General features: G+C 71.0%; 15 protein-coding genes. 10 read left to right on the top strand and 5 right to left on the bottom strand.

What is annotated here, in order from left to right; genetic code table 11:
- Genes ABT063_RS27100 through ABT063_RS27080 form a run of 5 tightly spaced genes read left to right on the top strand, consistent with a single transcriptional unit; the run spans position 1 to position 4,335 of the window.
- On the top strand, positions 1-855 hold the full coding sequence (locus tag ABT063_RS27100; protein ID WP_351061441.1) for a hypothetical protein: 855 nt from the start codon (positions 1-3) through the stop codon (positions 853-855).
- Between the two features lie 8 nt (positions 856-863).
- Complete coding sequence (locus ABT063_RS27095) at positions 864-1,853, top strand: diguanylate cyclase regulator RdcB family protein (protein WP_351061439.1); 990 nt, start codon at positions 864-866, stop codon at positions 1,851-1,853.
- The gene (locus tag ABT063_RS27090; protein WP_351061437.1) at positions 1,853-2,968 is read left to right on the top strand and encodes a patatin-like phospholipase family protein; all 1,116 of its coding nucleotides are present in this window, start codon (positions 1,853-1,855) and stop codon (positions 2,966-2,968) included. The genes ABT063_RS27095 and ABT063_RS27090 overlap by 1 nt, the downstream gene beginning before the upstream one ends.
- 56 nt (positions 2,969-3,024) lie before the next feature.
- Positions 3,025-3,795: a glycerophosphodiester phosphodiesterase family protein gene (locus ABT063_RS27085; RefSeq protein ID WP_351061434.1), complete on the top strand. Its 771-nt coding sequence runs from the start codon at positions 3,025-3,027 to the stop codon at positions 3,793-3,795.
- A gap of 18 nt (positions 3,796-3,813) precedes the next feature.
- The gene (locus ABT063_RS27080) at positions 3,814-4,335 is read left to right on the top strand and encodes a DUF4231 domain-containing protein (RefSeq protein ID WP_351061432.1); all 522 of its coding nucleotides are present in this window, start codon (positions 3,814-3,816) and stop codon (positions 4,333-4,335) included.
- A 115-nt stretch (positions 4,336-4,450) separates the two neighbouring features.
- Here the strand turns inward: ABT063_RS27080 and ABT063_RS27075 are convergent, their stop codons facing one another.
- Genes ABT063_RS27075 through mca form a run of 3 tightly spaced genes read right to left on the bottom strand, consistent with a single transcriptional unit; the run spans position 4,451 to position 6,737 of the window.
- A complete protein-coding gene (locus tag ABT063_RS27075; RefSeq protein ID WP_351061429.1) occupies positions 4,451-5,590 on the bottom strand; it encodes a Fic family protein in 1,140 nt (379 codons plus the stop codon).
- A 39-nt stretch (positions 5,591-5,629) separates the two neighbouring features.
- Entirely contained in the window at positions 5,630-5,884 is a 255-nt protein-coding gene (locus tag ABT063_RS27070; RefSeq protein WP_351061426.1) for a hypothetical protein, read from the bottom strand.
- Positions 5,877-6,737 (bottom strand): mycothiol conjugate amidase Mca, encoded by an 861-nt coding sequence (mca, locus tag ABT063_RS27065; protein ID WP_351061728.1) that lies wholly within the window; start codon positions 6,735-6,737, stop codon positions 5,877-5,879. The genes ABT063_RS27070 and mca overlap by 8 nt, the downstream gene beginning before the upstream one ends.
- A gap of 147 nt (positions 6,738-6,884) precedes the next feature.
- Between mca and ABT063_RS27060 the strand changes: the two genes are divergently transcribed.
- The gene (locus ABT063_RS27060; protein WP_351061423.1) at positions 6,885-7,283 is read left to right on the top strand and encodes a DUF4307 domain-containing protein; all 399 of its coding nucleotides are present in this window, start codon (positions 6,885-6,887) and stop codon (positions 7,281-7,283) included.
- A gap of 168 nt (positions 7,284-7,451) precedes the next feature.
- Positions 7,452-7,952 (top strand): transcription elongation factor GreA, encoded by a 501-nt coding sequence (gene greA / locus ABT063_RS27055; protein ID WP_351061420.1) that lies wholly within the window; start codon positions 7,452-7,454, stop codon positions 7,950-7,952.
- A gap of 98 nt (positions 7,953-8,050) precedes the next feature.
- Here greA and ilvA read toward each other — a convergent pair whose 3' ends face one another.
- Positions 8,051-9,283 carry a threonine ammonia-lyase gene (ilvA, locus tag ABT063_RS27050; RefSeq protein WP_351061417.1) on the bottom strand — a complete coding sequence of 411 codons (1,233 nt, stop codon included), beginning with the start codon at positions 9,281-9,283 and terminating at the stop codon, positions 8,051-8,053.
- A 158-nt stretch (positions 9,284-9,441) separates the two neighbouring features.
- On the opposite strand from ilvA, the gene ABT063_RS27045 reads away from it, so the two are divergent.
- From ABT063_RS27045 to ABT063_RS27035, 3 genes are all read left to right on the top strand, one after another.
- Positions 9,442-9,966, top strand: a complete 525-nt coding sequence (locus ABT063_RS27045; RefSeq protein ID WP_502990896.1) for a MarR family winged helix-turn-helix transcriptional regulator — start codon at positions 9,442-9,444, stop codon at positions 9,964-9,966.
- Positions 9,967-10,193: 227 nt separating this feature from the next.
- Positions 10,194-10,700, top strand: a complete 507-nt coding sequence (locus tag ABT063_RS27040) for a sigma factor-like helix-turn-helix DNA-binding protein (protein ID WP_351061414.1) — start codon at positions 10,194-10,196, stop codon at positions 10,698-10,700.
- A 250-nt stretch (positions 10,701-10,950) separates the two neighbouring features.
- Complete coding sequence (locus ABT063_RS27035; protein ID WP_351061411.1) at positions 10,951-11,199, top strand: hypothetical protein; 249 nt, start codon at positions 10,951-10,953, stop codon at positions 11,197-11,199.
- A 16-nt stretch (positions 11,200-11,215) separates the two neighbouring features.
- Here ABT063_RS27035 and ABT063_RS27030 read toward each other — a convergent pair whose 3' ends face one another.
- Positions 11,216-12,370, bottom strand: a complete 1,155-nt coding sequence (locus ABT063_RS27030) for a cystathionine gamma-synthase (protein WP_351061409.1) — start codon at positions 12,368-12,370, stop codon at positions 11,216-11,218.
- Between the last annotated feature and the right edge of the window lie 43 nt (positions 12,371-12,413).

The raw sequence follows: 12,413 nt of genomic DNA, 5'->3' as shown, positions 1-12,413 counted from the left end.
ATGCACTACGGAGAGTCCGGCTTGGGCGATGGCGACGGAGAGCAGGGCGAATTCACGGAGTCGGAACCCAGGCGCTTCTGGCCCATGGGCGGGCAGGCCAAGTCGCAGCGCGAGCTGGAGGCCCTGTGCCACCAGCTGCGCACCGAGATCGCCGGGGACGTCCGGAGCCAGATCCAATTCCTCACCACGCGGACAGACAGAAAAGCCGATGACGTGCTCCGCGAGGTGCACGCCCTCGGCGAGCAGCTCGGCGCGGTCGCCCGAAACGTTCAACTGATCGTGGACGCCTTGCGCGACCAAGGGGTCCGCGACGCGTTCGACGGGGGCAGCGCCACCTCCGACATCCACCACCGCCATCTCGATCTCGCCAAGAACTACAGCAGGCTGGTGCGGCAGGACCTGCGGCAGCTGGTACGCCCGCTGTGCCCGCAGCAAGGCGACGAAGGGGCCATGGAGCTGGCGCGGCGCCGGGCGCACGTCGTCAGCCAACTCGTGGTGACGCTGTTCCAGCCGCTCGACCAGCCGCTGTCCACGGAGCGGGAGCAGATCGTCGCCGAGCTGCGGGCATCCGGCCTGGCGACCGATGTGGCGCAGTTTCGTGGCCAGTTCGACGCGGTGTTCCGCAAGGCGGCGGAGCTGCGCGACGGCGTCGCGGACCTGCCGATCACCGCCCACCTGGACTTCGCCGTCGACCTGACCGCCTTGCCCGCGGACCACTACCAGGCGTGGAACGGCGAACAGGCCGACGGCACGCGGCCGGAGTTCCTGATCGCCCCCGCGTACGTCATGGAAGGCGACCGGCCGCGGAATTTCACGAAGCCGATCGTGTTCGTAGCGCCGGCGGTCGGCTCATGAGCGGACCGATGAACCCGTCCGAAGTCGCCCGCGGCGTCCCGCTGGTGGACGACCGGCTGCTGCTCGAAGTGCTCAACGACCTGCACACCGCCGACGACCTCGTGCGGGCCACGGTACGCGAGGGCTTCTTCGCACGGCTGCTCGCTCAGGTCACCGGGCGCGGGCGCCGCCGAGATCTCATCGTCACCGGCGGCCTGGTCGGCGCCCAGCGCGGCACCCTGGCGTGGCTGTCCAGCCTCACCGAGCGGCTCGCGGTCACCGATCTTGTCGTCGCCGAGGTCACCGACGAGGTGGGGCGGGTCCGCGCCCACGTGGACCAACTCGGCACCCGCCTCCAGTGGGCCGAGCGGGGCGTCCGCGACCTTGCGCTCGTCCTGGCGGAGCTTGCCGAGCAGACCGGGCGCGGACTGGCCGAGCACGACGAGCGGCTGCGCAGGGTGGAGAGCAGACAAGCCATCGACGACGCGGTACGCCGGTGGCGCCACCCGCGCCCCGAACCGGATCTGGGCTGGCTGCCCAGGGCCATGCTGCTTGCCCGGGAGGTGGCCGCCGGCCCCGCCGGGGAGTTCGCCGCCTCGGGGCGCGGCACGCACGTCGAGCACGAGGTCGTCGAGCGCATGCTCCAGGACCCGCCGACACCGTGGTACGACGGCGTCAGGTCCGTCGCCGGCCTGCTGGCCGCGGCTACGCGCCACCTACCCAGCGACGACCACCGGACCATGCTGGCCGAGCTGCTGGGCGAGGGCGTACGGAAGGAACTGACGGAAGCGCGCGGGCCATTGACCTCCGCGCTGAGCAAGGTGGCGCTGGCGACCGGGGTGCGGGGCGTCGACCCGGACGCCGCGGCGAGGACGGCGCTGCGCAGCGCCGTCGGAAGCGGCACCAGGTACGTCGCCACCAGCCTGAGCGCCGAGGAGCTGCTGCGGCAGCTCGTCAGGGAGCAGTTCTCGGAAGCGGCCTCGCGCTGGTCCCGGCTGCAGGCGGGCGAGAGCGCCTGATGACCGGGCCGGCGGACTTCACCCACCTCGGCCAGAGGGCCCTGGAGGTGGCCGGGCGCTCCGGGAACCCGCAACAGGACACACCGCACGGCCTCGCCGACGAGTCCCTGGCGCCGCCGGCCCCGAACGTCCCCTTGCGTATCGGGCTGGTCCTGGCCGGCGGTGGGGCCAAAGGCGCCTACGAGTTGGGCGTCCTGGACTACATGGCGGAGAGGGGCGCGCAGGTGTCCGCGATCGCCGGTACCAGCATCGGCGCCCTCAACGGCGCCGTTCTGGCCAGCGAGGAGTCGCTCTTCCACGGCGTCGAACGGCTGGCCAGATTCTGGGAACGCTTCTCCTCCCGGATGGGAGTCGCGCCGTCCGAGGACCGGGGGCTGCCGCTGGACGCCGCGGGCGTCGCTGTGGAGAGCACGGCGCGCCAGCTGCGGCGCTTCGGCCCGCGCATGGTGGCGCTCAAACACCGGCTGGCCCTGCTCGAAGAGCTGGTCGACGAGGCGGTCGACGCCGAGCGTATCCGTACCGGCAGGCCGCTGTGGGTCGCGGCCTACCCGCTGATGGACCGCCAAGCCGTTCCCGAGCGGCTGCGGCACGTCGTGGAGATCGCCCGGTGGCTGGGCGGCGCCCGCGCCGAGATCCTCCGGCTGAACGACCTGCCGGTGCCGCACATCCGCGAGGCAGTGCTGGCCAGCGCCGCGCTGCCGTTCGTCTTCCCGACCCGGGTGATCGACGGATGCGCGTATCTCGACGGCGGGCTGGGCCGCGGGGACCGCACACCGGTGCGCGCGTTCGCCGCGGAGGAGCACTGCGACGTCCTCGTCGTCCTGCACCTGCACCCCGACGCCCGTGTGGCGCCGGGCGCGGCAACCGGCCTTGTCCGGGTCGACATCCGGCCGAGCCTCCCGATCATCCCGCCTGGGCCGCTCGGGCCGCTGACCGGTCTGATGGCCTTCTCACCCGAACGCGTCGGCGCCCTGCGGACGCTCGGCTACCGCGACGCCGCCGTGCGCTTCGGGGAGATCGAACGCGTGCTGGCAGGCCGCGGCGCCCTCGCCGAAGCCGAGTCCGCGATGCTGTCCGCCCTGCGGCGGCTACGGGGCGAACCGCCGCCGCTGTGACGGTGCCGGCGCGGGAAAGGACCGGAGAGCGGACCGACCATACGGATGGAGAGCCCATGGCTGTGCAGGACTGGCTCACCACGAGGCCCATCGCCCACCGCGGGCTGCACGGCGGGCCGGAGGGCGCGGAGGAGAACTCGCCCGCCGCGTTCCTGCAGGCCGTGCGCCATGGGGTGCCGTTCGAGTTGGACGTGCAGCTGACCGCCGACCGCGAACTGCTGGTGGTGCATGACGCGTTCCTGCGCACCACCCGTGACGGGACGCCGGTGCCGGTCGCCGGCGCGACCCTCTCCGAGATCCGAGCCCTGGCCCGACCCGGCGACGCCCCCGTGACCCTGGCCACCGCACTTGACCTCGTACGCGGAGCGGTCCCGGTAGTGGTCGACGTCCGGCGCTGGCGCGCCGGTACCGCCCGTGGGCTGGAGGAGGCCGTGGCCGCAGCCGTCACCGGCTATCGCGGGGAGATCGCCCTCCAGTCCTTCGACCCGCGCAGTGTGTACCGGCTCAGGCGCCTGCTGCCGCACCGCCCGGTCGGGCAGATCAGCGGAGCACTGGCCTCAGCACCGCTACTGCTCGCGGTCGCCGGCCGGACGATGGCCACGAACATGCTGACCCGCCCGGACTTCGTCAGCTTCGAACTGGCGGCTCTGCCGTCTCGCGCGCTGCGCTTCTGGCGCCGCCGTGGCCTCCCTGTGATCGGCTGGACGGTGCACTCACCGGCGGAACTGGCCGCCGCCGCATCGGAGATCGACAACTACTTCTTCGAGTTGTTCGAGGGCCACCTTCCTTGCCACCCAGCCCCGCAGCCCAGCCAACAAGGCTCCTGACACGCCATGGGAGACGTAGTGAACGACACAGGCGTACGCCGCCGTATGGCCTTCTCAACCCCGCGCTGGCACGACACGGGCGGCGACTTCACCACCGCCACCGAGGCATACGTACGCCGGGTGATCGACTTCTACGACAGCCGCGCCCGGTGGCACCGGCGCTTCTACCGCGCCAGCGGCGTCACCGCGATCCTCAGCGCCGCGACGCTGCCCCTACTCACCATCCTGGACCTCCCGAGCAAGAGCATCGTCATCTCCGGCGTCGGCTGCGTTGTGGCGGTCACCACCGCGCTGAAGGAGTTCTACCGCTGGGACACCTCCTGGGTCCTGCTCCGCCAGACCGAGACCGATCTCACCCGCGCGTACACCGCCTACGCCTCCGCCAAGGAGTCCGCCACCCAGCCGGACCCCAGGGCGGCCCACACCCTGCTGCACCAGGTCCTCCGCATCCGTGAGCAGGAGTCCCTGCGCTTCTTCAGAAACCTCCCTTCCCCAGCCGAGCTCACCCCCCAGCCCCCGCGCCCACCCGCGGGCTCCTGACGCGCGGGTGGCCATCTGACGACGACCGGCAGCGACAGCCGAATCCGGCCGGTGACCTGCCCGGCAGCCGAACCACGCAATCCATCATGTCCCCTCCCGTTGAGTGGGAGGTCCGTCAGTCGTCGTACGGATCCACGAGCCGGATCGGCTGTCGGACCGCCTCCAGCACCTCCGCGGGGAAGTCCGGACCGGGGACGTAGTACCGCGCCTTGGTGTTGCCGACGGCTTCGAGGAGGCCCGCCTCGGTCAGTGCGCGGATGTCCCGTACCGCCTGCTGGTTGCTCAGGTTCTCGGCGCGCTGGTAGCGGGCGCGGCGGACTCGGCCGGCCAGGGCCGCGTCGTGGAGGGCGGTGACCTGGCGCTCGTCGATTCCGTGATGCTCGGCGTACTCGGTGAGGTCGATCCAGCAGCGGCTGGAGCGGTCGATGCGGTGCTTGACCGACTGGGACTGCTGGTGGTAGGCGAGGAGGTTGAAGCGGATCCAGGGGGCGGTGTCGCCCTCGGGGTTCCACTCCGCGCCGCCCACCCGCCTCAGAACCGTGTAGTACTCCCAGGTGTTGCCGGGTTTGCCCAGCCAGGCCTCGATGGATGAGAACTCGGGGGCCAGGACACCGCCGCGGGCGATCACCAGGGTCTGCAGGGACCGCGACATCCGGCCGTTCCCGTCGGACCAGGGGTGGATTTTGACCAGATTGAAGTGGGCCATGGCCGCCCGGACCAGGACATGGGCTTCGAGGTCGCCCTCGTTGAGCCAGGTCACGAGTTCGTCCATGAGGCCGGGGAGCGCGTCCGCGTCCGGGGCGACGTACGCGACGGACCGCGGATCGCCCGGCTCGTTGACCCACACCCCGCGCCTGCGCCACTGGCCGGCGAGCCGGGCCGGGTGGTGATGGCCCTGCAGCATCCAGTGCAGTGCGTTGAGCAGCGACTTGGAGTACGCGAAGTCCGGTGCGTCGTGGAGCGACTGGATGTACGTCATGGCGTGCTGGTACGCCAGCGTCTCCGCCTTGTCGTCCGCTGAGACGGTGACTTCCCGCTCGCCGTCGATCAGGTCCTCGACGTCGACCGAGTCGACCTTGTAGCCCTCGATGGTGTTGGACCCCGCGATGGCTTGCGCCGTCAAGGTCCTGCGCAGCCCCTCGGTCCACTTCGCCGGGGTCTGCCGCACCTGGTGGCGCAGCCCTTCCCGCAGGGCGTCGACCTCGTCGAGGACTCGACGGTCCCGGGCCGTGAGAGCAGGCGTCACGTGCAGCATGACTCCATGATACCCAGTGGGTGTCATGGAGTCATGCGATCACGACGCCGTCTTGCCCTTGCCGGAGGCCGCCGCCCCCTCCTCCGAAGCCTCCGAAGCCTCCGAAGCCTCCTTGAAGTCGACCTTCCCCATGTGCTTGCTCATCGACTTCATCAGGCCCCACACCGCCAGGGCCATCACCGCGAAGACGATGAAGCCGAGGACGCCGGGGGTGACCTTGTCCTCGTCGACCTCCTTGGCGAGGGCGGCGAGCTGTGTCATTGCCAGGCTTGCGCTTGCGCTCATGTCAGGCATTGTCGCGGATGCCCGCAAAGAGGTCGTCCTCGGGGAGGGAGGTATCGACGAGGGACTTCGCGAGCTCGTACTCCTCCGTCGGCCAGACCTCCTTCTGGATCTCCATCGGGACGCGGAACCAGCCGCCGTCGGGGTCGATCTGCGTGGCGTGCGCGATCAGGGCCTTGTCGCGGATCTCGTAGAAGTCGGCGCACGGGACGTGCGTGGTGAGGGTGCGCTCCTTCTGGCCGAACTCGTCCCAGCGCTTGAGCCAGTCCCCGTACGGCGACTCCAGGCCGCGCTCCAGCAGGGCGTGGTGCAGCGCCTCGGTGCGCGGGCGGTTGAAGCCCTGGTTGTAGTACAGCTTCAGCGGCTGGTACGCCGGGCCGTACTCCTGCTCCGGGTACTTCTCGGTGTCCGCCGCGCCCTCGAACGCCACCATCGAGATCTTGTGGGTCATGATGTGGTCGGGGTGCGGGTAGCCGCCGTTCTCGTCGTAGGTGGTGACCACCTGGGGGCGGAACGAGCGGATCTGCTTCACCAGCTCGCCGGCCGCCTTGTCGACGTCCTCCAGGGCGAAGCAGCCCTCGGGCAGCGGGGGCAGCGGGTCGCCCTCCGGCAGCCCGGAGTCGACGAAGCCGAGCCACTCCTGCTTGATCCCCAGGATCTCGCGGGCCTCGTCCATCTCCTTCTTGCGTACCTCGTGGATGTGCTCCTCGATGTACTTGTCGCCCTGCAGCTTCGGATTGAGGATGGAGCCGCGCTCCCCGCCCGTGCAGGTCACGACCAGCACGTCCACCCCCTCGGACACGTACTTCGCCATGGTGGCCGCGCCCTTGCTCGACTCGTCGTCGGGGTGGGCGTGAACGGCCATCAGTCGCAGCTGGTCAGTCAAGACTCAATCCTTGTAGTCGGCGCCCCGGCATGAACCGGTGCGATCGGCGGCTTCTATAGTGACCGAATCGGGGGGCGAATAATTCCGGGCCGGGGCTCTGCCGCAGGCCTTGCGGAGAGGACGATCATGAGTACGGCGAGCACGCGACTGCCCGAGGGCCGTTACGGCCGCTCCTCGGACGAGCGCGCCAACCGCAGGCTCAAGGTCATCGGTGCCGTCCTCGGGGCCCTGCTGCTCGCCCTGGTCGGCTACTTCGCGTACCACTACGTCGGCCAGAACAAGATCAGCGGTGAAGTGATCAGGTTCGAACTCTCGAAGGACTCGGTGCGGGTGCATCTGGAGGTCCGCAAGGACGCCGGCGCCGGCGGCTACTGCACGGTGCGCTCCCAGGCGGAGAACGGCGCCGAGGTGGGCCGGGCCGACTTCCGCTTCGACGGGGACGCCACGCGCATCGACAAGGTCGTCACGCTCCGCACGACGTCACCGGGCACGACGGCCGAGCTGCTCGGCTGCCACGCCGACTGACCGAATCCGGAATACATACCGGCTGACCTGCGTTGACGTGATTCTGAGGGCTTATGTCCTCCCCCTTCCGGCTCGGAATTGTTAGGCTCGTGGTTTCGCCCTTCCATGGAGGAACATGCTTCTGGGTAGGGCGATGCTTTGTATTCCCAGTACCGACGAGGAGCACCTGTGACCCAGACCAGCGAGAACGTCACCTGGCTGACCCAGGAGGCGTACAACAAGCTCAAGGATGAGCTTGAGTACCTTACTGGTCCTGCGCGCACGGAGATCGCCGCCAAGATCGCGGCCGCGCGCGAGGAGGGCGACCTGCGCGAGAACGGCGGGTACCACGCGGCCAAGGAGGAGCAGGGCAAGCAGGAGCTCCGGGTGCGCCAGCTGACCCAGCTCCTGGAGAACGCCCAGGTCGGCGAAGCGCCGGCCTCCACGGACGGTGCGGTGGCGCCCGGCATGGTCGTGACGATCGCCTTCGACGGTGACGAGGACGACACGCTGACCTTCCTGCTGGCCTCGCGTGAGTACGCGAGCGCCGACATCGAGACCTACTCCCCGCAGTCCCCGCTGGGCTCCGGCGTGATCGGCCACAAGGTCGGCGAGGACGCGCAGTACGAGCTGCCGAACGGCAAGAAGGCCTCGGTGAAGATCCTCAAGGCCGAGCCCTACAGCGGCTGACCCCGGCCGAGCAGACACGTCCCTTGGCGAGCCCCCGGCGTCCGCGTGACGCCGGGGGCGTCGTCATGCTGTCGGACTGCGGCTGTCCCGGACCGACCTCAGCCGATGACCGTGTAGCCCGCGTCGCGCAAGGCCTGGCCGACCTCGGCGCAGTGTGCCGGGCCCTTCGTCTCCAGGTGCAGCTCGACCTCCGCCTCCGTGAGCCCGAGCCGGGGGTCGGTCCGTACGTGGCTCACATCGAGGACGTTGGCGTCCACTGCTGACAACACCCCGAGAAGCGTCGCGAGGGCGCCCGGCCGGTCCGTCAGCCTGAGCCGTACGGCCAGGTAGCGGCCCTGCGCGGCCATGCCGTGCCGCAGGATGCGCTGGAGCAGCAGCGGATCGACGTTGCCGCCGGACAGCACCGCCACGACCGGTCCCTCGAAGGAACCGGGGTCGCTCAGCAGCGCCGCGACCGGGCTCGCCCCGGCCGGCTCGACGACCAGCTTGGCCCGCTCCAGACACAGCAGCAGCGCGGTGGACAGCTCGTCCTCCGTCACCGTGCGCACCTCGTCCACCAGATCGCCGATGATCCCGAACGGCACGTCGCCGGGCCGCCCGACCTTGATGCCGTCGGCCATCGTCGCCGGGTTCTCGATCGACACCGGGCGCCCGGCCGCCAGCGAGGGCGGGTACGCGGCCGCGCCCGCCGCCTGCACGCCCACGATCCGCACATCCGGCCTGAGCGCCTTCACCGCGATCGCGATACCCGCCGCGAGCCCGCCCCCGCCGATGCCGACGACGATCGTGCGCGCCTCCGGGCACTGCTCCAGGATCTCCAGGCCGACCGTCCCCTGGCCTGCGATGATGTCGGGGTGGTCGAAGGGGTGGATGAACACCGCGCCCGTCTCGGCCGCGTACTCCTGCGCGGCGGCCAGCGTCTCGTCGACCACGTGGCCGTGCAGGCGCACCTCGGCGCCGTAGTCCTTCGTGGCGCTGATCTTCGGCAGCGGGGCGCCCTTCGGCATGAACACCGTGGAGCGCACGCCGAGCAGCGAGGACGCCAGGGCGACGCCCTGCGCGTGGTTGCCCGCGCTCGCGGCCACGACCCCCGCGGCCCGCTCCTCGGGCAGCAGCCCGGCGATACGGACGTACGCGCCGCGCAGCTTGAACGACCCCGTCCGCTGGAGGTTCTCGCACTTGAAGTGCACCGGAGCGCCCACCAGCTGGGTCAGGTGCCGGCTGCCCTCCATCGCGGTCACCCGCGCCACGCCCGAGAGCATCTTCTGGGCACCGCGCACGTCGTCGAGGGTGACCGACGGCAAGGAGAGGGAGGCCTTGCGGTAGTTCATGAGTCAAGTCTCGCAGTTCATACGCGGGAGGCCCCGCTGTGACCAACCTCCGAGACCGGATTGCGCAGCGCCGGTACACCCCGCGTCCGGGCCGCGTAACCTGTCCCCCAATTAGCGTCCCCCAGTCAGCCAGCCCTTCACGAAGTGAGCCCCCGGCCATGCCCACAACACCTGAAATGTCGATGGACATGACGATCGTCGGTGACACCGGTCTTCTCGACACGCTGCAGCACGAGGTGGCGGTGTTCGCCCGCCGTGCCGAACAGACGCGGCTCGGCGGGGTCGGGCAGGTGCGCAACTCCATGGACCGCGCCGCGTACCTGCTGCTCAACCGCCTCGACAAAGAGGGCCCGATGGGCGTCAAAGCGCTCGCCGCGAGCATGGGAATCGACTCGTCCACGGTCACCCGGCAGGTCGCCCCGCTCGTCGACACCGGGCTCGTCAAACGCACCTCGCACCCCGAGGACGGACGGGCCGTGGTGCTTCAGCTCTCCCCGCGCGGGCTGTCGCGGCTGGAAGAAGTGCGCTCCTCCCGGCGTCAGTTGATGGCCGAGCTGACGCACGACTGGACGCCGGAGGAGCGTGAGGCGTTCTGCACGCTCCTGACGCGCTTCAACACCGCTCTCTCCACTCGGATGGCGGCCCAGGGGCTACCGGGGGCAGAGCAGCCGCCGGCCTCCTGAGCGCCCCGCAGGCGCGCGTGGCCGGGCGTGCCCCCTGTGGTTCCCCGCCCCCGTGCCCGCGCGCGGAGTGACCCACCGGGACGCGGCACAGCCCTCCGCGGTGCGCGGCTCTTGACCGCGGGGCCACGCCTGGCCTCATATGAGACCGGGTCCCTCTCGTACACGGTTTCGTATCCGCACGCGGCCGGGCCCGTTTTCCTCAGGATCGCCCTCAGGCGGGAGGCGCGGTGCGACAACGGCAAGCGTTCCAGGACGCCCGCCGGGCCCGGGAGTTCGAGGCGTTCGTCGCGGGCGCGGCCGGGCGACTGCTGCACACCGCGACACTCCTCACGGCGGAGGCACCGCATGACAACCCGCGCGCGCGGCGCCTGCTGACGCTGGCCCTCGCCCACACGTACGCGTGCTGGGACCGGCTGCGCGGCGAGGACCCCTACGACCGGGCCCGCCAGTACCTGGCCACCCGCTTCGCGCGCGGGGCCTGGCACCAGTACGGCGGCCTCGGCCGGGCCCGCCCGCACCCCGACAGCGCCCTGGCCCGGCTCGCCCCGCAGGAACGCCTGATCCTGGTGCTCAGGCTGTACGAGGGGGTCGCCGAGGAGCAGGCGGCGGCCCTGCTCGGCCTGCCCCCGGAACGCGTCCGAGCGATCTGCGACCGGGCGACGACGACGCTCCTGCATCCGCCCGAGGGCCCGGCGCCGGCGGGCGTGGCGGGGGCGACGGTGGCGCCGTCATGAGGCGGGGGCGTGGGCCTGGCAGAGGGCCGGACGGCGGCGAGAGCGGCGCCCGCATGAGGCGAGGGCGCGGCACCGTCATCGGTCGGCCGAGCGGCCGAACTGACGCCCCTGTGAAGCTGAGCAGCGAAGTCAACGCCCCCTGGAGGGAAGTCTGCGACACCGGCAAGAGCCGACCCGCCGGTGAAGGCGCCGCCCCTACAGGAGCAGCACGTGCCCCCGGCCTACGACGCCCCAGCCCCAGGAGGTGTGGATGAACCGGCCCGATCGGGAGGCGGTCGTACGGCGGATCATGGAGCGGGCGGTGCCGCCGGTGCCGCCGGAGCTGTACGCGGACGTCGTGCGCCGCGGCGGCCGCATGCTGCGCCGCCGGAGGACGGCCCGCCGCCTGATGTGGCTGCTGCTGTTCGCCGTGACCGTGGCGTTCGTCGTGTGGGCGCTGACGGCCCGCCCCTGGGTGGAGCCGCCGTCGGAGACGACTCCACCGCTCACGGACTGGTGAGCAGGCCGGACAGGTCCTAGCCCAGCGCCTGCTGAAGGTCCTCCAGCAGGTCGTCGACGTTCTCGATGCCCACGGAGAGGCGTACGAGGTCGGCGGGCACCTCCAGGGCCGAGCCGGCCGCGGAGGCGTGCGTCATGCGGCCGGGGTGCTCGATGAGGGACTCGACGCCGCCGAGAGACTCCCCGAGCGTGAACACCTTGGCGCGGTTGCAGACCTCGACGGCCGCCTCCTCGCCGCCCTCGACCCGGAAGGAAACCATGCCGCCGAACGACCTCATCTGCTTGGCGGCGACCTCGTGACCGGGGTGCTCCGGCAGCCCCGGGTACAGCACACGCGTCACGCGCGCGTGCCGGGTCAGCATCTCGGCGATCTTCGTGGCGTTCTCGCTGTGCCGGTCCATGCGCACCGACAGCGTCTTCGTGCCGCGCAGCACCAGCCACGAGTCGAAGGGCCCGGCGACCGCGCCCATCGCGTTCTGGTGGTAGGCCAGCTCCTCGCCCAGATCCACGTCGTTGACGATCAGCGCGCCGCCGACGACGTCCGAGTGGCCGCCCATGTACTTGGTCAGCGAGTGCACCACGACGTCCGCGCCGAGAGAGAGCGGCTGCTGGAGGTACGGCGTGGCGAAGGTGTTGTCGACGACGAGCTTCGCGCCCGCGTCCCGGGCGATCTGGGCGACGGCGGCGATGTCGGTGATGCCGAGCAGCGGGTTGGAGGGGGTCTCCACCCACACGGCCTTGGTCTTCGGGGTGATGGCGGCCCGTACGGCGGCCGGATCGCCGGTGTCGGCGACCGACCACTCCACGCCCCACCGGGAGACCACCTTGGCGAAGAGCCGGAACGTGCCGCCGTACGCGTCGTTGGGGATGACCACGTGGTCGCCTGGGCTGAGCAGCGTACGCAACAGGCAGTCCTCGGCCGCCAGTCCGGACGCGAACGCGAGGCCCCGGCGGCCGCCCTCGAGGGCGGCGAGGTTCTCCTCCAGGGCGGTCCTGGTCGGGTTGGCGCTGCGGCTGTACTCGTAGCCGCCGCGCAGGCCGCCGACGCCGTCCTGCTTGTAGGTCGAGACCTGGTAGATCGGCGGGACGACCGCGCCGGTCAGGGGATCGGCGGTGTTGCCCGCGTGGATCGCGAGAGTCTCGAAGTGCTGACTGATGTGCCTGTCACTCATGGGTGCGAGGGTAATGCGCTCGCGGGGCGGGCGCCGGACGACG

The sequence above is a fragment of the Streptomyces sp. NPDC002838 genome (assembly GCF_040295365.1).
Classification (GTDB): domain Bacteria; phylum Actinomycetota; class Actinomycetes; order Streptomycetales; family Streptomycetaceae; genus Streptomyces.
This window is presented reverse-complemented; position numbering and strand designations above follow the sequence as displayed.

Coding starts and splice junctions, on each gene's coding strand:
- ABT063_RS27100 (WP_351061441.1), top strand. CDS start 1: ATGCACTACGGAGAGTCCGGCTTGGGCGATGGCGACGGAGAGCAGGGC.
- ABT063_RS27095 (WP_351061439.1), top strand. CDS start 864: ATGAACCCGTCCGAAGTCGCCCGCGGCGTCCCGCTGGTGGACGACCGG.
- ABT063_RS27090 (WP_351061437.1), top strand. CDS start 1,853: ATGACCGGGCCGGCGGACTTCACCCACCTCGGCCAGAGGGCCCTGGAG.
- ABT063_RS27085 (WP_351061434.1), top strand. CDS start 3,025: ATGGCTGTGCAGGACTGGCTCACCACGAGGCCCATCGCCCACCGCGGG.
- ABT063_RS27075 (WP_351061429.1), bottom strand. CDS start 5,590: ATGCTGCACGTGACGCCTGCTCTCACGGCCCGGGACCGTCGAGTCCTC.
- ABT063_RS27070 (WP_351061426.1), bottom strand. CDS start 5,884: ATGCCTGACATGAGCGCAAGCGCAAGCCTGGCAATGACACAGCTCGCC.
- mca (WP_351061728.1), bottom strand. CDS start 6,737: ATGGCCGTTCACGCCCACCCCGACGACGAGTCGAGCAAGGGCGCGGCC.
- ABT063_RS27060 (WP_351061423.1), top strand. CDS start 6,885: ATGAGTACGGCGAGCACGCGACTGCCCGAGGGCCGTTACGGCCGCTCC.
- ilvA (WP_351061417.1), bottom strand. CDS start 9,283: ATGAACTACCGCAAGGCCTCCCTCTCCTTGCCGTCGGTCACCCTCGAC.
- ABT063_RS27045 (WP_502990896.1), top strand. CDS start 9,442: ATGCCCACAACACCTGAAATGTCGATGGACATGACGATCGTCGGTGAC.
- ABT063_RS27035 (WP_351061411.1), top strand. CDS start 10,951: ATGAACCGGCCCGATCGGGAGGCGGTCGTACGGCGGATCATGGAGCGG.
- ABT063_RS27030 (WP_351061409.1), bottom strand. CDS start 12,370: ATGAGTGACAGGCACATCAGTCAGCACTTCGAGACTCTCGCGATCCAC.